The organism is Meiothermus cerbereus DSM 11376, assembly GCF_000620065.1.
Classification (GTDB): Bacteria; Deinococcota; Deinococci; order Deinococcales; family Thermaceae; genus Meiothermus; species Meiothermus cerbereus.
Genome location: NZ_KK211062.1, coordinates 73,007 through 92,405 on the forward strand (window position 1 = coordinate 73,007; position 19,399 = coordinate 92,405).

Below are 19,399 nucleotides of genomic sequence, written 5' to 3' on the forward strand. Positions count from 1 at the left end.
GAAGCAAAGATTTGGGGTGGCAGTACCTCGAGCCCCTTACATTCAGCCGGTTTTAAGCTGCAGCAAACCCGGATTAGTAACGGAAGGTAAAGCCAATACCGAACTTAATCCCGTCGCTGCGGAAGGCGTCGCCGATACCGGTAGCCAGGTCAATTGTTAGGTCGGCCCCGAGGGGGCGAATGGTCCAGCCAAAGGAGATTTCCGGCCTTGGCTGAGGAAAGACTTCTGTGCTGATGCGCAAGCGATAATCGCCCCGCAGGTATTCGGCAAAAACGGTCTGGTAGCCACGCAGGTCTACCGAGTAGGCAAAGAACAGCTCGGGAGAAAGATAGCGCCCGATGGTGAAGCGGGTCTCTTCGATGGTTCCACCGTTGAGGGCTGGGATTTCCACACGCACCTGATCCAGCCCCAGCGCCTTAGCCAGCTCGCGCTCGAGCTGCCCCACAATAAAGTTCTGTACCGCCGCCTGAAGACCGGTCTGGGCGATATCGGCGGGCAGGGCCGACAGGTCGGAGCGGCCCAGCAGCAACAGGGCATAAATTTCGGCATCGGAGTAAGGCTGGCCATCGTTTTTGCGGGCGATCTCGTTGTTATGACGGGCCACAAAGGTAGGGGTGAGGTTGACCTTGATGCGCCCGTTCTGCCGCACAAACTCTCCTTTAAGGGTGAGGTTAATCTGAATGCGCCGGTTGTCCTGACCCCGATCCAGCACCTGTGTATCGGCCACGATTTGCAAATCGGGCAGAATGCCCGCCGCTGGGCTGAAGCGCGCATAGCTGCGTTCGTCCGGTGAACGATCCCTTATGGTAAAGTCGCGGTCCCATAGCTTGAAGCTGCCCCTGAGCGGCACCACCTCGCCGGAGAGAAAGGGGTTGGCAAGATCGCCATTAAGGAAAATCTCGCCCGCCAGCTCACCCTGGGCCAGCGATTCCTGGATTAAGATGCCGCGGTCGGCTTTGAGTTGAATGTTGGCAAACTCCACTGGCACCAGGTTGGCAGGGCGGGGGGTTCCGGGATCGGGCGGCGCACCGATGGTCAGTTCGCGCTGCCCCTCGGGGAAACCCAGCCGGGCGCGCATCACGTTGGCTGCCCCCTGAACAATGTAAGACCCGCGCTGGTAGCGTAAAATTAGGTTGGTTTCAAGCAGGCCCTCAAGCAAGAAATACTGTGGATAACTGACCGGCACCTGACCCTGCAGGGTTAGGATGAGCTGGGGAAACAAGGTTCCGTACAGGCGGGCATCCTGCTTTTGCAACCTGGCGTCCACGGTGTAGGCGGGGTAGTTGAAGCTCAAGTCAAATGGTTCATTGGGGCTCAACAGGGGCAGGTTGGCCGAACCCCTGGCCCGCACCGTAAAGTTGCTGAGGTCGCCTTCACCGGAAAGCTGGGCCTCGGCGGGGTAGGGCGCGGTAAGTTTGATGCGCCCCTCAGCACTGGTGGTATTGCCGACCCGCAGCACCGCACGGGGGGTTTCGGCCCTTACCGGGCCCAGCTTGAAAGCGAAATTTTCCAGCGTAAGGTCAAACGACTCCCCATTGGAAGCCAGGCGTAGTGTGCCGCCGCCCTCGGGAGCCAGGGCCTTTAGGTTGGGTATAACCTGTAGCACCGGCGTAAAGCTGGTGTTCTCCAGGCTCAGACGCAGGTTGCTGCCCCGCCGACCATAGTACCCGGAGCCCGTCCAGGTGCCCTTGCCCGTCAAACCCAGCTGGTCTATATATAACCGCTCTTGCTCGAAACGTAATGCGGCTGTGCCCACCAAGGTATCGCCCCCGCCCTGGAAGCGCAGGTACTCCCCTACCCAGATGCCTTTGGATGCCCAGGGGTTGCGGGTGTTGTAACTAAAGGTGGTTCGGCCTGTCCAGAAGGCCTGCCCAGCCAGATCGCCCGCCCAGGTGGAGAAAAGCCAGTGCAAAGGAAAGGAAGCCGCTACAGCCTCCCCGCTCAGGATGCCATTTTCCAGACGAATGCTGGCCGTGGTGCGGTTGAAACCCAGGCTGCCGTTTTCACGCAATTCGTTTAACTGGCCGGTTCTCTCAAAGCTAATTTCGGCCTGCAGCAAGCCATTACTGAAAGCACCCCGGGCACGGGTGGTCAGGGCCAGGTCGTCACCCTTAACCCGCAGGCCCGGGCTACTCAGGTTGAACTCGAGCCGACCCTGGCTAAACTCCAGCGACCCGCTGGCCCGCCCAGTCAGAAAAGGCAGTCGGCTGGCAATCTGTGGAACTTCATCAAGGGCCAGGTCTTTGAAGCCTGCACGGGCCCAGAGCCCATCCCGGGCCAGCTCCCCCTGCACCTCGAGGTTGCCCACATCACCCTTGAGGGTACCGGAGGCGCTCAGGGTTTGTTTACCTTCCAGCACTAGCTGCAGGCGACTGGAAAGTGGCTCGAGCAGTACATCGAGCCGCAAGCGCCCCTGCCAGTTTCCTGCTTCAGGGTATTTTAGCTGCCCTTCAATCCAGGGCCCTTTGGCGGTGACGGCGGCCTCGAGCAGGCGTCCTTGGGCCTCGAGCAGTTGCTTTTGTTCGGTGTCCCGATAGGTCAGCTGCCAGCGCCCATCGAGTCCGATCTGCCCAGCCAGAACACCGTTTTTCCAAGGAAGCCAGGGGGTCTCGGGATGGGTGATGCGTAGGCTGGCTTTTTCGCCCATCCCTTCCAGGGCCACCCCCAGCCCATAGGGGGATAGGTTAAGCGCACCATCCAGCCGACCCTCTTTGAACTGGAGCACCCCCGTACCCAGCTCAGGCGCGGCCAGGCGCACGGCCAGGGTCTGTAAATCCAATCCCGCCACCAAGCGGCCTCCCGCAAAGGGGTAGACGGCCTCGAGCACAGGCCCCTGGCCCCGAACCTCGAGGTTTTGCAGAACCAGTTCTCCCGAAGCGCTGCGCTCGGCAAGGTTTATCAGCAAGCTGCTGGCCCGCGAGGCTGCAGCTTTGCTGGCATCGTCCAGGCGCCTGGCCTGGGTACTGACCAGCATCAGGCTGTTGAGGCCCTCGCGGTTGGGGGCCACCTGCAACATGGGGTAGCGCAGGCGAAGCCCCAGACCCAGCACCTCCCCCTCCACAAGCGGGATTCCACTGCCCGAAAACTCGAGGCTCCCTTCACGGAAATGCAACCTTCCCGACCAAGCCTCGCCGTAGCGCAGCGAGCCGTCTACGTCGCCGCTCAGGCTGGCCTGCAGCTGGCCTTGCTGCCAGGTGGCCTGAAGTGCCCCTTTGCGGCCAAAGGCCTCCCAGTCCAGACTTCCCTTTAGTCCATTCCAGGGCCCCGCCACCCGCCCGCTCAGGCGAAGGCCGCTGAGGTTGTAATCCTGCAAGCGGGCCTCGAGCTGGTCTGGGCTGAGGGTGGCCTCTAAACCCGGTGCCTGGACGCGCAGGCGGGTATCCTGGCCCTCGAGGTTCGCACTCTGGCCCGCAATCTGGTATTTGCCACTAACCCAGCGGCCCGGATAGGTGCCACGGGCCTCGAGCTGGCCCAGCCCACGGGGCAGCGCGCCCACAAAAGACCAGTTGACCTGCAGGGGGTTGAGCCGCAAACGGCCAGTCAGCGGGGCCAGCTCGGCCAGGCCTCGCAGGTCTATTTCGTTACCCTGGGCATTAAGCTGCACTGCCCCCCACTCCGGTACCTGCACCTGACCATTGCCCCGCAAAGCCAGAGGGGAAGCGTCTAGCTCAAAACGCCCTTGCAGCTTTAGTTCGGTAGCCTGGCCAGGGATGGGGCCTCCCAAGTCGGCCTCGAGCTGCCAGCGGGTAGGTTGGCTCCAGCCCTCACGCAGCTGCGCGCGCAGGCTGCCCTGCCATCCCTCGCGACCGTTCAGTTTTACCTGCCCGGCATCCAGGTTGGCCTGCCCCACCAGCCGTCCACCGGGCAGCGGAAGGTCAAGCTGTAGCAGCCCGCTGGGCGCATTGTTCACCCAGCGGGCCGTGCCGCGGGCGTAGGGGCCATCTAAGCGTAGTTGCAGCAGACGGTCATATGCCAGGTCAAACCGTTGTGCTTCGTAGCGACCCTGGATTTGGGCCTGCAGCTGGGCCGGGAAGGCCATGCCGGTAGCCTCGAGGTTCGGCCCACTGACCACCAGCGGCAACTGCAGGGACTCCCAGGGGCCTTCACCCTGGGTCTGAAGGCGCAGGGGCAGGCCCACGAAGGGCTCGAGGTCGCTGTCCATGCTGAGCTTCAGCACACCCTGGGCCAGGCGGGCCGAGAGCCCCGCGCCTTCGGCCTGGGCCCAGAGCGCATGCAAAAAGCCGCTGGGCTGCCCATTCTGACGGGAAGCCGGCGCCTCATCCCAGGGTGAAGCCACGCCATAGCCAAAACGCAAAGCCACCTCGGCCCCACGCCCTACCAGGCTGCCCTCACCCAGCAACTCTGGCCTGAACAGGCTTCCCCCCAGGCTGCCCCGGGCCCGCAGGGTGCTGGCCCCCAGGGTGCGGGTGTATGCCACCTGACCGCCCAGCTCGCCTCGGCGGTTGGTGCGGGCCTCCACATCGGCCTCGTAAGCAGTACCCCGCGCCACCAGACTGGCCCCTTCACCCCGCAGCTCCAGGGCAATCTGCTCGCCCCGGGCCTGCATCTGCCCGCTAAAAGTCTCGCCCGCCAGGGCTAGGTTGCCCGACAGGCCGTAGCGACGCTCGCTCAGCTCGAGGCTCCCCTGCCCCGCCAGGCGCAGGCTGTCCAGGCTGGCGGCCTGGCCCTGGGCTTCCACCCGCATGGGGGCCGCCCAGGCCAGCGTCCAACGGGCCCCTTCGCCGCTCAAACGCAGCGGGCCACTTTGCTTCAGGTATTGCAGGCTGGTGAGCTGCCCACTGGCCTGGTAGCGGCTTCCTACATTGGAGAGTTCCAGACTGGCCTGGGCATACGCGCTCGTTAGCTGAAGCTGGGCCAGCCCCCGGTTCTGCTGCAGGGCATAGCTGCCCTGGGCCTGCACCCTAAAGGCTTGGGACTGGGCCTCCAGCCAGAATTCCGGACGCAGGCGCGACCCGGCAATCTGCGCCTCCAGATCGAGCCCCGGCACCCGGTAGGAGAGGCGGCCCTCCAGCTTTTCGCCCACGTGGAGCAGGCCCTCGAGGTCGCCTGTTCCAATCACCCTGGGGTCGCGGCCCGGCTCGAGTTCCAGCACCGCCCCAGCCTGGTAATCTGGAAAAAAGGCCGAAAGGGAGCGGTTTTTGTAGCCCAGCTCGAGCTGCTGACCATACACATAGAGTAGCCCCGTCGCCTCACCATCGGGCACCAGGCCCGAGGACAACAGGCCCGACAGATCCAGGCGCCCATTCAGGCGCCCCTCTACATCGGCCCCCCAGATGCGGGCCAGATGGGCGGTCTCGAGGTCGAAGATGGCCTGCTGACGCACCAGCTGCACCCGCCCCTCGGGCAAGGTCAGGCTGGCCCGCAAACGCGACAGGTCGGCACCCTCGGCCTCCAGGGTGGCACTCAAGGGAAGGCCGGCGTAGGTGGTGCGAAGGCTGCCCTGGACAGCTAGCGCTTTCCCCTCGAGGCTACCCTGCAACACCCCTTTGCGCTCCAGAAGTTGATAGGACCAGTTCACCCGGCCCGCGTAGGACAGGCCCTTGCCCTCGAGCTCCAGCGGCCCTTCCAACTTCCAGCTTTGGGTCAGTACATCTGCACTAAGCTGCCAGTTCTGCGCTTCCAGGTAGGGCAGGTTGTAGCGCCCCTGGCCCCGGGCCTCGAGGTTGTTCCACGGGCCGCTCACCTCCAGACTTCCGCTCAAGTAAGGCAGGCGCAGGCTGCCCCAAAGCGCCACAGCCTCGCTACTGAGCTGCCCGCGCACCGTGCCGTAGGGGCTTTGCGCCGCCAGGCTCACCGGCCCCAGCAGGCCCGTGCCGCTCATCTGGGCCTGGCCGTAGGAGGTCTCCAGGCTCAGGCGCCCCCCGCGCTCCGACCAACTGCCCTTCAGGCTTCCCGGCACCCCCCAGCGGCTTAGATCGTAGCCGGTCGCAATGGCCCGCAGGCGCAAACCCTCCAGCGGCCTCCCGGCCACCAGCCGATAATCCCCTGCCAGGGTCAGGCGGCCATTCTGAAAGAGCCCTGAATAGCTCAGGTTGGTGCCGCGACCTCTAAACTCGAGCCCCCCTTCCAGCTCCGGCAGCACCAGCCGCCCCTGGTAGGCCAGCCCGAACAGATCAGCCTGGCCAGAGAGCTGGCCCCTATAGCCGGCGTAGCCCAGGCTGCCCCTTACCGACAGGTTGCGCCAGGCACCTTCGCCGTTCACGGTTCCATAGGGGGTACGCAGTTCCAGGCTGCCGCGCTCGAGGTTCCCCCTGGCCCGCACACTTCCAGGCTCCCGGTTTACCAGCAGCGGCAGCGTGCCCTCAAACGGAAAACCCGCCTTTAGCTCCACCCGTCCACCCGGCCAGCGGGCCTCGGTGCGGCTTACCTCCAGCGGCACCGAGGGCACCTCCACAAACCCCGCCAGCGGCAGGGTCAGGCGCCCTTTGAGGGCTGTGCTGGGCCAGACCGGGCCGGAAAGCTGGGCATAACCACTGGCCGTCGCCCACAGGGTAGCCCCACGCCCCTCCAGGGTGCCCCCGAGCCAGGGGGTAGCGAAGCGTACCTGGCCCGAGTAGAGCGCACCCTTTAGACCCAGGTTGGCTTCCAGGCGAACCTGTGGCCCCAGCTCGAGCGGCCCTTTGAGCAAGAGCCCGCTGGTTCCATCTGCGGTGATACTAAGGGTCTCGAGCCGGGCCTTGAGCCCGGTGCTGTCGGCGGTTCCACTGAGCGGCAGCACCCGCAGCGGGGTACGTACCTCGCCCTGGTAGCGGGTAGCCAGGTCGTAAAGCTCGCCCTTCACCGACACCCGCTCACTCTGCAGATCCCAGCCCCCCGAGAGCTTACCTTGTTCGTAGCGCACCTCCCCCGAAAGCTTAAAGGCCTCCAGGATTTGCAGGGGCAGCCCGCGCAGGCCCAGGGTGAACACCCCGTTGCGGTACACCCCGCTGGCCCAGCGGTTGCCCAGCCGCCAGGTGGGGCCATCCTGCTCTACCGCAATGGGAAAGCGGGCGTAGGGGGAGTCATAGTCCAGGTCGCCGCTAAAGCGCCCCGCCTTCAAGCGGGCCTGGCCGCCAAGCTGGCCCACCAGCAGCTCGAGGCCGGAAAGCCGCATCTGCAGGTCGTCCCAGGTTCCGCTTAGATCCAGCGCCCCCAGGCGGCCCTGAACCATAGCCCCCTGGCCCTGTAAGTTGCCCGATAGGCTAAAAGGCCTGGTCAAAGGCAGGCCGACGTTTTCTGACCGCACCCCAAGGCTCCAGCGCGGCCCGGTGCTGGAAAAGCGAACCGCGGCCTCCCCCAGTAGGGGCCGGGGCCAGACCAGGGTACCCTCGGCCTGAGTATTGGGGCCTTTGCCCACCAGGCGCAGGTTGCTCTGAAACGAGTCGCGCAGGCGCACCATGTACTCGTCGGTGTTTCGCAGGGACAGCGTAGCCTGAAAGGTGCGGTCGAACAAAGCCCCGTCCACCACGGTATCGAGCCGAAACTTTTTGTCGAAGGCCAGCGTCCCCTCATAGGTTAGGGGTTCGCCCAGCAAGCGGCCCTCGCCACTGTAGCGCCCGCTCAAGATCAGGTTCTGCCAGCCCCGGCCCTCGAGCACCAGCGGCCCACCCCCGCTCACCGGCAGGCGCAGGCCAAAGTTCTGCGCCAGGGCGGGCAGGGTGGGGTTGCCCTCGACCCGGAAGCGGTACTCCTGGTTGGGCAGATCCACCGTAGCCGAGCCCTTGAGGGGGCCATCCAGGCCCTGCCCGACCAGGTTGGCGGTTACGGCCTCCCCGTCGAAGTCCACCGCGCCGAAAATGTCGGTAAGGGTAAAGCCCACAATTCTGACGGTGGCGTTTTTGATCTGGTTTTTGCCCTGGATACCGTTCTTCACCCTGGGCCCGATGATCCAGGAGCCCAAAAGCTCGCCCGACTCAAAGCCATCAAACCAGTAGCGGGCCGCCCGCAGCTCGCCCCTGGCCTCGATCTGCCAGGCCTCAAACTCGCGCCCGGTGCGCTGAACCGTAGCCCAGAGCCTCCCATCGGGAAGCGCTAGCGCAACCTGATAGGGGTCACGGCCCCGCACGGTAGCCCGCAGGGTGGGCAGGAAAAACTTCTGGCTCTGTTCAATCTGGACACTCACGCGGTTTAGCGCCAGCTCGTCCACCCGCAACTGAATGGGGGTAGGAGCAGCAGGTTGCCGCCGCTCCGGGATGATGCCATCCCAGCTCAAAAAAACATCGCCCTCTTCGGCGATAATCCGCAGCGGTAGCTCGCGGCGTAGCAAGCTCAGCAGGTTATAGCCGATACGCAAGCGCTGAACCTCGAGCCGCACCCCATTGCCTTGCAGTTCAACCCTCCGCAGCTCGAGGCCCCCCAGCAGGTAGCCCCCCACCCCCTGCCATTGTCCGGTAAAGCCGGCAGCCTTAAGCCCTTCTCGCAGGGCATAGTCAATCAGCGGGGGAAATGCTGGGAGCCCCACCAAAAGGAGGAGCAGAATTGCTGGAACCCAGCGCCAAAACCGCACACCTTCAGTCTAGCCCAGAACTCTGAGGGGAATCTAGGAAATGCCCATCGGGGGACAATCAAGTCTAGTTTTTGAGCGAAAGATTTTAGTCCAAGTCCAAAACCAACCAGTCTTTAGCAAAAGTTTGACTCGTTGTAGATTGAGGACGTGCTGCGTATTACGGTATTGGTCAGTGGACATGTGCAAGGGGTGGGCTACCGCTACTTCACCCGCAAGAAAGCCTTTGAGCTGGGGCTATCGGGTTACGCCGAAAACCTTCCCGATGGGCGGGTGGAGGTGGTGGCCGAGGGCGAAAGAGCCGACCTCGAGCACCTGATTCATCATTTGCGTCAGGGGCCCAGGGGGGCTAAGGTAGAGCACCTGGACGTGCAGTGGAGCGAGGCCACCGGCCTCAAGGGGTTTCAGACCTACTAATACCAGATTCGGTTAGTTCGTCACCGTTCGGTGACGAACTAACCCGACCGAAGGGAGTGCTCTAGGATTCAAAAAGATAGCCCCTTGATGTTTTTTGTTTGAAGAGTATCTTTTTGAATCCGGTATAAGTCCATAGTTGAAATGCAAGATGCTGTTCCGAAAGATCGCTTTAGGAATTGCGCCAGGTACGCATAGAATCATTCCGCGGGGTTTTGCCAATCTACCCAGGCGCAACCCATCAGAAGTGTCTTCGATTTGTTTTTTTCTGGGGCCCCCGCCTGAAGCGCGGGTAGCAACAGCCCGAAAAACGATGGAGCTCCGACCTCTTCCTAACACAAATTCAGGCGGGGTTCATACCACTCCCTCAATCGGTAGAGGCGGCTACTGCCACCCTGGGTTCAGGAGAAACGTAAGCCCAGGCTGCCGGTCGCACCCCCTGGGCCAGCAGGGCTTCGGCCACCCACTGCTTGAGCTCGTGTAGGCCCAGCCCCTTCACCGCCGCAACGGGCAGGCCGCCCAGACGTTCTTTGAGAAACTCGAGGTCGTACCCATCGGCGGCATCGGCCTTGGAGAGCACCAGCACGCGCCGGGACTCAACGCCAAGCTCGGCCAGCAGGTCTTCGACTACCTCATAGCGTTCCAAAGCCCCTTCCTGTGAGGCGTCCAGCACGTGCAGCAGCACATCGGCATCGCGCAGCTCTTCCAGCGTCGAGCGGAAGGCCTCCACCAGGTCGCCTGGCATGTGGCGAATAAAGCCTACCGTATCGGTAAAGAGCACCTCACCTATGCCCGGCAAAAAACCCCGGCGGGTGAGCGGGCGCAGCGTAGCAAACAGTTTGTTCTCGCCCTCGTCGCCTTTTTTGGCCAGGGCGTGCATGAGGGTGGTCTTGCCCGCATTGGTGTAGCCCACCACCCCCACTATGGGCAGGCCCGATTTATCCCGCTGACGGCGGGTTTCCTGCCGGCGAGCGGCAATTTCGCGCAGCTTGCGGGTAAGCTCGGCGATGCGGTCTTTCAGACGGCGGCGATCCACCTCGAGCTTGGTCTCGCCTGGCCCCCTGGTGCCGATACCGCCCCCCAGGCGCGATAATTCCTTGCCCTTGCCCACCAAGCGGGGCAGGAGGTATTTGAGCTGGGCCAGCTCGACCTGCACCTTGGCCTCGGGGGTGCGGGCATGCTGGGCGAAGATGTCCAGAATCAGCTGGGTGCGGTCGAGAATTTTGAGTCCGGTAATGGTTTCAAGCTCGCGGGCCTGGGCTGCACTCAGATCGATGCCAAAGATCAGGGTGCCCGCGTTCTGGTGGTAGGCCTGGGAGACCAGCTCCTCCACCTTACCGCGCCCCACCGCATAGCGGGGATCCAGGCTGGGGCGGAAGACCAGCTCCTGGTGGGCCACCACCGCCCCGGCGGTGCGGGCCAGTTCGGCCAGTTCGGCCAGGTCCACCTCGGCCTGCACCCCCTCGCCCTGGTCTACCCCCACCAACACCGCCCGCTCCCCCGAGCCATCCCGCAGGTCGAGGCCACGGGCCTGACGCGATAGCTCTTCTTCTAAGGCCGCTACGGCCACAGCCAGGTCCCACTCGAGGTACTCGTAGTAAGGCCTGGCGGGGAAGATCTGCCAGTCTTCTTCGTCGGCTTTGGGGGGTGATAGCTGGGCTAAGTGCAGCTTGCCGGGATGGCCCTGCTCCACCTCGAGGGCCCCCATTGCGTCCAGGCGGTGCAAAAAAAGCATCGAGAGGTCGGGCCGGGAAAGCCCCCCCTGGCCCAGATGGGTGTGCAAAACGCGATACCCCGACAAGCGGGTTTCCACCAGGGCCGACTCGGGCACGGGCAGTTCCTTGGCATCCCCTACCGCCACTCGAACGACCCGCCCTCCTCTATCGAAAAGCAGGCTTATAGGTTTTCCCAGCTCCCCGGACAAAGCCGCCAGGGTGCGGGCGAGTTCGGTAGTGAGCAGGCGGTTGGCTCCCACACGGCGGTTGTACAGGTTAGCCAGGCGCTTCTTTTCGCTAGGCTTCAAACCGTTGGTGCGACCAAAGATTTTCTCCACTAATCAATCACCTAAGCTGAGCAAAAACAAGCGCGCTCCATCCACCGTTATGGGCTTCAGGGAGCGCAGCTCGAGGTCTCAACTTGAGATCAGTATAGCACCTGCTTTGGGGAAAAAATGATAGAAATCATAAGACTGAACCAGGCCGCTTCAGGTAGGCTTTAGGGTGTGCTGAGGCTGAAAGCCGTATTCTTCGATCTGGATGACACCATCTTGAGGCCCCGGGCCTGCAATCCCTGGGCAGAGTTCAAGAAAAGCCACGGCCTAAAGCCCCATCTTCTAATCCTGGATGGCATTGCCCAGCGCCCATCGGAAGAGCAGGCCACTCTGCATCGCCGCTTGTTGCAGTACGAGCAGGCGCTGGCAGCAAGTTCCGAGCTGCGCGAAGGAATGCCCGAGCTGCTGAGCCAGCTAAGCGCTTTGGGCCTGGCTACGGCCCTGCTAACCAACAACCACCGGGCCGCTACCGAGAAGGCATTACAAAAGCACGGGCTGGCATTTGATCTGGTTCTCACCCGCGAGGATGCGCCCCCCAAACCCAGCCCAGCTTTGTTGCAGCATGCTTTAAAGTTTTTTGCCCTAAAGCCCCACCAGGCGCTTTTCATCGGGGACTCGGAAGGTGACCTGCAAGCCGCACAGGCCATACAAATTCCGGTGTGGTTTCTGGCCACACCGCACAACTCGACACTAAAGCCCCGCTTCGAGTACCCTATAGAACTGTTGCAGGCACTGATGCAACATTGGGGGTAGAATTCAGCTATGCGCTGGTGGTGGGTGTTGGTGCTTCTGGCTTTAGGACTGGTCTTTTTTAGCCCCAAAGCGGTCTCCAGTTCGTTACAAAAAGCCGACTGGATTGTGGTTTTAGGAGCAGCGCAATACAACGGTGAGCCTTCGGACATTTTCCGCAATAGGCTCGAGGCCGCTTTGCGTCTGTACCGCCAGGGGTACGCGCCGCGCATTGCCGTGACCGGGGGCCGCCGTCCCGGCGACCGCTACAGCGAAGGCGAAGTAGGTTGCCAGTATCTCCAGGCCAGAAAGGTGCCCCGTTCAGCCCTCTACTGTGAGCAGCAAAGCCGTCGCACCGTGGAAAACCTGACCAACATTGTGCCCATCATCGGCAAGTCCAGTGTCATTATCGTGACCGACGAGCCGCACCTGCCCAGAGCCCTCATCCTGGCCGAACAACTGGGCATCCGGGCCAGCGGTTTTGCGGTACGGGGAAACTTTAAGGAATCGTACTGGCAGCGCGAAAGCTGGCTGGCTGTTCTGGCCCGGCTGGGGGTGCGTTAGCGTTTGAAGCGATCCAACGAAGACAGATAGCCCTCCAGTAGGGCGCGAAACTGGCCCACAAACAGGTCGCGCTCGTTGCGCACCTGTTCGATGTCGCTCTTGATTCGCTTCATCTGCTCGATGAGTTCCTGCAGCGCAGCCTGGCGCTCGGTCTCGGTCTCGCGCTTGATGAGTTCGGCCTCGCGCTCGGCCTGGGCCTTAATCTCGCGGGCGATGCGCTCGGCGGCCACCACCGCCCGCTTTAGCTCGGCCTCGCCCTCTTTGGATTTGGCTAGCTCGGCCTCGAGTTCACGAATGTGACTACGTAGGCGTTCATTTTCTTCAATCAGGGCGGTCTGCATATCGGCCACCCGACCCAGATACTCCCGTACCTCGGCCACCGCGTAGCCCCGCAAGCCCTGGCGAAACTCCTGGTAGCGGATGTCCAGTGGGGTTAGGTCGCTACGTTCACTACGCTCGATACGAAACTCACCGGTCATGCGCTCGTCCACGGCCTTAGACTACTACAGCTTTTGCTCGGATATCGAGAACACCCCAGCACAATTCAAATAAGGCACATTCACGTCTCAGGCTCAAAAATAGCCCGCCCCACCCGCACCAGGGTGGCCCCCTCCTCTACCGCCACCTCGAAATCCCCCGACATCCCCATGCTGCGCTCGGGCAACTGGTACTGGTCGGCCAGCCTCGAGAGTCGGGTAAATAGGGGTCGCACCGCCTCAGGGTCTTCGGTATAGGGCGCAACTGTCATCAAGCCCTCGACCCGCAGTCCCTCCAGGGCTTGTATCCGGGCCATGGCCTCGGGCAGCTCTTCCTCCAAAAAGCCGTGCTTCTGGGGTTCGCGGCCCAGGTTGAGCTCGAGCAGCACCCGCTGTATCTTGTTATTTTCTTGCGCTTTGCGGGCCACAGCCTCGGCCAAGCGTACCGAATCGATGGAGTGAATCAGGTCGAATCGCACCGCAAACTTGGCTTTGTTGCGCTGTAAAGGCCCGATAAAGTGCCACTCAGCCTCGAGTTCTTGCATCTTAGGCAAGGCCTCCTGAATGCGCGACTCGCCCAGGGGAAAACGGCCATAACGCAGCACCCGCTCATGAATTTCTTCCACCGGGTGTTCCTTGGTGACCGCTACCAGCCGCACGCCATGGGGGTCGCGCCCCGCCCTGGCGCAGGCCTGCTCGATGCGTGCGAGAACGTCAGGAAGACTCATGCCTGGTCACCCGCAAAATTCGCCCAGAGGAAGCCCTCACATGGCGGCTAGAATTCCACGCACAAACCTGCGGAACAAGGCCCCGCTCCTGGCCGCGGTAGCCAGCACTTCCTGCTCGGTGGCGTGGTGCTCCCGTTCGGGCACCGCCATATCGGTAATGGTGGAAAGACCCAGCACCTTGGCCCCCAGATGTCGCAGAGCGATTACCTCGGGCACGGTGGACATCCCAATTGCATCGGCGCCAAGGGTACGCAGCAGCCGCAGTTCGGCCCGGCTGGCAAACTGCGGCCCAGGCCACCAGGCATAAACCCCTTCGCGCAGGTGGAAGTCCTGGGCTCTGGCTACTTTATGGGCCAGCGCCCGCAGCTCTAGGTCGTAGGCGTCGAAGGTCACGGGAAAGCGCGGCCCCAGGCGCTCGTCGTTGGGGCCGGTAAGGGGCGAAAGAGCGGCGTAGTTGATGTAGTCGCTGTGCAACATGAGCTCGCCGGCATTCCAGCCCGGGTTGAGCCCCCCAGCAGCCGAGGTAATCAAAAATGTCCTGGCCCCCAGAAAGAACCCCACCCGCTGCGGAAATGCCGCCTGGGCTGGGGTGTAGCCCTCGTAGCAGTGCACCCGGCCCTTGTAGGCCAGTACGTTTTTGCCCTCGAGCCGCCCCAAAATGAGCTTCCCCTCGTGCCCGGGTGCCGTGGAGTGGGGGAAATTAGGCAGCGTGCTGTAAGGAAAGCTCGCCACCGTCTCGATCTCGTCACCCAGGGGCCCCAGGCCCGAACCCAACACGATGCCCACCTCGGGCACAAAGTCGGTTTGGGTGCGAATGTGGTTTACAGTCTCTTGAATCTGGTCGTAGGTAGAACTCATACGCCCAAATCTACCGCAAAACACAGCTCAGGGTGTAGTGCAGGCCAGCACTCCTCTATCCCAACCCTCTGCCACAACGGACGCTCGGCCCCGAAGACCTGCTGAAGCCAAGGGCTAATATGCAATCCTTCCGCTCACTTCGACGGGCTCAGGGAACTCCTGCCATCGCAGAGGCGCTGCGTCAACAGAACAATCCAGCAAGATTTGGGGGTGAAAACTTTATTTAGGTCAGGAGGGTCAAAGCTAAAACCGGGGTTCAGACGACCCCGGTTTTTTGCCTCCTGGAATGGTGGCTATGGGCGGACTTGAACCGCCGACACCACGATTATGAGTCGTGTGCTCTAACCAGCTGAGCTACATAGCCATGGTTGCAGGGACAGGATTTGAACCTGTGACCTTCGGGTTATGAGCCCGACGAGCTACCAGACTGCTCCACCCTGCGTCGGTAGGGGGGTCGCCCCCAAAGCCGCAAACTCAATCTTAGGCGGGAAACCGCGCCTCGTCAAGGCGCGCAAGCCTTTGGCCTCGCCACGGCAAAGCCGCGCTCAGGTCAAAACCCGCGCCGTGGTCGCCTCGTGAATCCCGGCCTTCTTGTCGTGCAAAAAGCCACCCTGGAAACCTCTTTGTAGGGCCACAATCTCGGCCAGGGCCGCCACCGCAATCTCCTCCGGACTTTCGGCGCCGATGTCCAGCCCGATGGGATTCCGCAGACGGGCCAGTTGCTCCTGGCTGGGCACGAAGCCTTCGTCTTTCAGGGCATCCATAATTTTTTCCAGACGGTTGCGCGGACCCAGCATACCCACATACCGGGCCGGCGACTCCAGGGCGAAGCGCAGGGCCTGGCGGTCAATGTCGAGGTGGTGGTTCATCACGATGACGTGCTGGCGGGGCGTCAAACTGATTTTCTGGTCGTATTCGTCGTGGGCAGCTTGAATGGTCTGGCAGCCTGCAAAACCCTGCAAAAGCTCGGGGCGGGCGTCCACCACCGTCACCCTAAACCCCAGCACCAGGGCCTGGTTGGCCATGGGCTTGGCGTCGTGGCCTGCCCCGAACAAAACCAGCTCGGGAATGGGGCTGCTGACGTCAAAAAATACCTCGGCCTCCTGCACATAGCGGGTGGTGGGGCGGGAGGAGCCCCCCTGCATCTGCTGGGCAATTCGAATCACCTGGTCGTGCAGTTCGGGGGGGGTAATTTGGCCCTCGAGCGCCCCGTTGGGCTTGAGCCAGACCCGTCCCTCGCCACCCCCCATCACCGTAGCCAGCACCGAGGGCTCCGACTCGGTGGTCTCCTGCAGCCAGCGGTGCAGCATCCCCTGGGGCTCCACCGGCTCAACCCAGACCTCGACCGTACCACCACAACCAGGCCACCAGGTCTTTTCTTCGTTGTAATCGAAGATGGTACGCTCGGCCCGGCCCCGGGCCAGAATCTGCATGGCAATTTCGATCATCTCCTGCTCGAGGCAACCCCCGGAAATCATGCAGGCCGAGCCGCCGTCCTCGCGCACCAGCATCTTGGCCCCTTCGCGGCGATAAGCCGAGCCAATCACCCGCACCACCGTCGCCAGGGCAGTCTCTTTTCCCTCGGCCCAGGCGGCCTCGAGGGCAGCCAACAGCATGGGTATCTCGTTTGCCATAAAACTGTTCCCCTCGCCCCAACCTACACCCAGAAGCCCCCCAGGACTCTGTTAGCAGAACACATTTGCCCAATTTCGTGCTATTGGCAAAACCCGGGGCTTCTTGTTACTCTCATCTTCGAAGTTATATAGTAGCGGCTAAAGATTTCAGTTGCAGGTGTGCCCACTCGCTTTGTTTGGCTAGCCTGAGAGTGTTTCTGGTAGCTATGGCCTCGAGGTGCTGTCGTGACTAGATTTTCTATATACCCAGCAGTGTGCGTTGCAGACAGCCTCGCTAAAGCAACCACCGTGGATTTACGAACCAGGCCCGTCATGCAGGATCCAGTTCCAACGCAGTTCCACAACACAAGCCTTTTACCTAGCAGCAGCTTGCCCGGCTTTCGAGGAGGAGATGAGGGACCGCCAAGCCTTTGACACAATTTGGCTATCAATGGTCTGAACCAACCCACCATATCGTCGAGGAGGAAGCATGGCAGAAAAAGTACACATCAAGGTAGTGGTCAACGGGCTCGAGCACCACAGCGAGGTGGAGCCGAGGCTTTTATTGGTTCACTACCTGCGCGAAACCTTGGGGCTTACCGGAACCCACGTAGGCTGTGATACCAGCCAGTGCGGGGCTTGCACGGTGCACGTAGACGGACAGGCCGTGAAGTCGTGCACCATGTTCGCGGTGCAGGCCGATGGCGCCAGTGTAACCACCATCGAAGGCATCGGAAGCGTCGGCAAGTTACACCCGGTGCAGGAAGGTTTTTGGGAGATGCACGGGCTACAGTGTGGCTTCTGCACCCCCGGCATGATCATGGCGGCGGTTGACCTGCTCAACAAGAACCCCCAGCCCAGCGAAGAGGAAATCCGCCATGCCTTAGAGGGCAACCTGTGCCGCTGCACCGGCTACCACAACATCGTGCGGGCCGTGCAGTACGCTGCCGACAAGATGGCGGGCAAGGTTGGAGCCGCTGCGGACGACTAATCCCGGGAGCAGGATTCAAGCAACCTGTCTCATACCCCGGATTTACAGATTAGGGAGGAAACAATGGCCGAAAAACTCTTTGGCAAGGCGATGAAGCGGGTCGAAGACCCCCGCTTCATTACCGGCTCCGGTAACTATACCGACGACATGACCCTGCCCGGCATGGTGCACGCGGCCATGGTTCGTTCGCCGTATGCCCACGCCCGCATCAAGGGCATCGATACCTCCAAGGCCCGTTCGCATCCTGGGGTGCTGGCGGTAATTACCGGCCAGGAGATGAAGGATGCCGGCATCAACGGGATTCCCACCGGCTGGCTGCATCCCGGCATCAAAACCCCGCCCCACTACGCCATTACCTTCGACAAGGCCCGACACGTGGGCGACATTGTGGCCGCGGTCATCGCCGAAACCCGGCAGATTGCCGAGGATGCCGCACAACTCGTGGAAGTGGACTACGAGCCCCTGCCCGCGGTTGCGCTGGGGAGCGACGCGCTCAAACCCGGTGCCCCCGCTGTACACGACGACGTGCCCGACAACGTCTGCTTCACCTGGAGCATTGGCGATAAAGCTGCGGTAGATGCGGCTTTTGCCAGCGCCTACAAAACCGTCAAACTCAACCTGCGCAACAACCGGCTGGTGCCCAACGCCATGGAGCCTCGAGCCTCGCTGGCCCAGTACCTCAAGGCCAGCGACGAGTACACCCTCTGGACCACCAGCCAGAACCCCCACATTCACCGCCTCCTGATTGCCGCTTTCATCATGGGCATCCCCGAGCACAAGCTGCGGGTGATCGCCCCGGATGTGGGCGGGGGCTTCGGCAGCAAGATCTACCAGTACCCCGAGGAGATTATCGTGCTCTACGCGGCCAAAAAGCTGGGCCGACCGGTCAAGTGGACGGCCCGCCGCTCGGAGAGCTTTGTCACCGACTCCCACGGACGCGACCACGAGACCGTGGCCGAGATGGCAGTGGATCAGAACGGCAAGATTACCGCGGTGCGGGTGGACACCATCGCCAACATGGGGGCCTACCTGACCACTTTTGCCCCGGCGGTGCCCACCTACCTGTACGGCTGTTTGCTGGCCGGCACCTATACCACACCCCACATCTACTGCCACGTAACCGCGCCCTTTACCCACACCACCCCCGTGGATGCCTACCGGGGCGCCGGGCGGCCCGAGGCCACCTATCTGCTCGAGCGCCTGGTGGACGTGATGGCCCACGAGCTGGGCATGGATCCGGTGGAGTTCCGCCGCAAGAACCTGATTCCCCCCGAGGCCTTCCCCTACCAGACCCCGGTGGCTTTGCAGTACGACTCCGGCAACTACGAGGCCAACCTGAACAAGGCCCTCGAGCTGGTCAACTACAAAGCGCTACGCGAGCAGCAAGAAGCCTGGCGCCAGCAAGGCCGCCACATGGGAATCGGGGTGGTGACCTATATCGAGGCCTGCGGGCTGGCCCCCTCGGCCCTGGTGGGCAGCCTGGGGGCCCAGGCCGGGCAGTGGGAGAGCGCTTTGGTGCGGGTGATGCCCACCGGCAAGGTGGAGGTCTTTACCGGTACGCACAGCCACGGTCAGGGCCACGAGACGGCCTTTGCCCAGGTGGTGGCCGACGAGCTGCAAATCCCCGTCGAGGACGTGGTGCTGATACACGGCGACACCGGGCGGATGCCCTACGGCTGGGGGTCGTATGGCTCGCGCTCGGCCCCCACGGGCCTCTCGGCCATCGTGCTGGCGACCCGCAAGATTATCGACAAGGCCAAAAAGATTGCCGCCCATCTGCTCGAGGCCAGCCCCGACGACATCGTGCACGAAGACGGCAAGTTTATGGTCAAGGGGGTGCCCGACAAGGCCAAGACCTTCTTCGAGATCGCCCTGATGGCCCACCTGGCCCACAACTACCCCGCCGACCTCGAGCCCGGCCTCGAGGCCACCCACTTCTATGACCCCAAAAACTTCGTCTACCCCTTCGGCACCCACATCGCGGTGGTGGAGGTAGACCCCGACACCGGCAAGGTCAAGCTGCTGCGCTACCTCTCGGTGGACGACTGCGGCCCGGTGGTCAACCCCCTGATTGCCGAGGGCCAGGTGCACGGGGGCATTGCCCAGGGCTTGGGGCAGGCCCTGCTGGAAGAGGCCGTCTACGATAAAGAGGGCCAGATTCTCTCGGGGAACTTTTTGGAGTACACCCTCCCCCGCGCCGACGATCTGGTGCAGATCGAGCACGACCACACCGTGACCCCCTGCCCGCACAACCCCCTGGGCATCAAAGGCATCGGCGAGGCCGGCACCATCGCCTCCACCGCCGCGGTGGCCAACGCCGTCATGGATGCCCTGCGGCCCTTTGGTATTGTGCACCTCGACATGCCCTACACCCCCGAAAAGGTCTGGCGGGCCATTCACGGCAACAGGCTGGCCCAGGCCGCCGATTAGGCCGGGCCTGCGCCGTGTGGTCAAGAGATATAGCGCCGCGATA

The 19,399-nt window shown here is 62.6% G+C and carries 11 protein-coding genes and 2 tRNA genes; 5 read left to right on the plus strand and 8 right to left on the minus strand.

Annotated elements, in window-relative coordinates; translation table 11 throughout:
* Positions 1–73 precede the first annotated feature (73 nt).
* Positions 74–8,506: a translocation/assembly module TamB domain-containing protein gene (locus Q355_RS0114270; protein WP_027878398.1), complete on the minus strand. Its 8,433-nt coding sequence runs from the start codon at positions 8,504–8,506 to the stop codon at positions 74–76.
* Positions 8,507–8,653: 147 nt separating this feature from the next.
* Between Q355_RS0114270 and Q355_RS0114275 the strand changes: the two genes are divergently transcribed.
* Entirely contained in the window at positions 8,654–8,920 is a 267-nt protein-coding gene (locus Q355_RS0114275; RefSeq protein WP_027878399.1) for an acylphosphatase, read from the plus strand.
* Positions 8,921–9,284: 364 nt separating this feature from the next.
* Here Q355_RS0114275 and hflX read toward each other — a convergent pair whose 3' ends face one another.
* Complete coding sequence (gene hflX, locus Q355_RS0114280; RefSeq protein ID WP_027878400.1) at positions 9,285–10,970, minus strand: GTPase HflX; 1,686 nt, start codon at positions 10,968–10,970, stop codon at positions 9,285–9,287.
* Between the two features lie 168 nt (positions 10,971–11,138).
* Between hflX and Q355_RS0114285 the strand changes: the two genes are divergently transcribed.
* Complete coding sequence (locus tag Q355_RS0114285) at positions 11,139–11,720, plus strand: HAD family hydrolase (RefSeq protein ID WP_027878401.1); 582 nt, start codon at positions 11,139–11,141, stop codon at positions 11,718–11,720.
* Between the two features lie 9 nt (positions 11,721–11,729).
* A complete protein-coding gene (locus Q355_RS0114290; protein WP_027878402.1) occupies positions 11,730–12,260 on the plus strand; it encodes a YdcF family protein in 531 nt (176 codons plus the stop codon).
* Here Q355_RS0114290 and Q355_RS0114295 read toward each other — a convergent pair.
* The 6 genes from Q355_RS0114295 to Q355_RS0114320 all read right to left on the minus strand — a co-directional run bounded on the left by Q355_RS0114295 (position 12,257) and on the right by Q355_RS0114320 (position 15,956).
* The gene (locus Q355_RS0114295; protein ID WP_051529456.1) at positions 12,257–12,739 is read right to left on the minus strand and encodes a DivIVA domain-containing protein; all 483 of its coding nucleotides are present in this window, start codon (positions 12,737–12,739) and stop codon (positions 12,257–12,259) included. The two genes, Q355_RS0114290 and Q355_RS0114295, sit on opposite strands and share 4 nt — an antisense overlap.
* A gap of 80 nt (positions 12,740–12,819) precedes the next feature.
* Positions 12,820–13,464: a YggS family pyridoxal phosphate-dependent enzyme gene (locus Q355_RS0114300; protein ID WP_027878404.1), complete on the minus strand. Its 645-nt coding sequence runs from the start codon at positions 13,462–13,464 to the stop codon at positions 12,820–12,822.
* 36 nt (positions 13,465–13,500) lie between these two features.
* The gene (locus tag Q355_RS0114305) at positions 13,501–14,322 is read right to left on the minus strand and encodes a purine-nucleoside phosphorylase (protein WP_027878405.1); all 822 of its coding nucleotides are present in this window, start codon (positions 14,320–14,322) and stop codon (positions 13,501–13,503) included.
* A 287-nt stretch (positions 14,323–14,609) separates the two neighbouring features.
* A tRNA-Met gene (locus Q355_RS0114310) sits at positions 14,610–14,686 on the minus strand.
* A gap of 1 nt (position 14,687) precedes the next feature.
* Positions 14,688–14,764 (minus strand) — tRNA-Met (locus Q355_RS0114315).
* Positions 14,765–14,867: 103 nt separating this feature from the next.
* Positions 14,868–15,956, minus strand: a complete 1,089-nt coding sequence (locus Q355_RS0114320; protein WP_027878406.1) for an XdhC family protein — start codon at positions 15,954–15,956, stop codon at positions 14,868–14,870.
* Between the two features lie 469 nt (positions 15,957–16,425).
* Here Q355_RS0114320 and Q355_RS0114325 point away from each other — a divergent pair, with 469 nt between their 5' ends.
* Both Q355_RS0114325 and Q355_RS0114330 read left to right on the plus strand, forming a co-directional pair.
* The gene (locus Q355_RS0114325) at positions 16,426–16,926 is read left to right on the plus strand and encodes a (2Fe-2S)-binding protein (protein WP_024050194.1); all 501 of its coding nucleotides are present in this window, start codon (positions 16,426–16,428) and stop codon (positions 16,924–16,926) included.
* A gap of 63 nt (positions 16,927–16,989) precedes the next feature.
* Positions 16,990–19,356 (plus strand): xanthine dehydrogenase family protein molybdopterin-binding subunit, encoded by a 2,367-nt coding sequence (locus Q355_RS0114330; RefSeq protein WP_027878407.1) that lies wholly within the window; start codon positions 16,990–16,992, stop codon positions 19,354–19,356.
* Positions 19,357–19,399 lie beyond the last annotated feature (43 nt).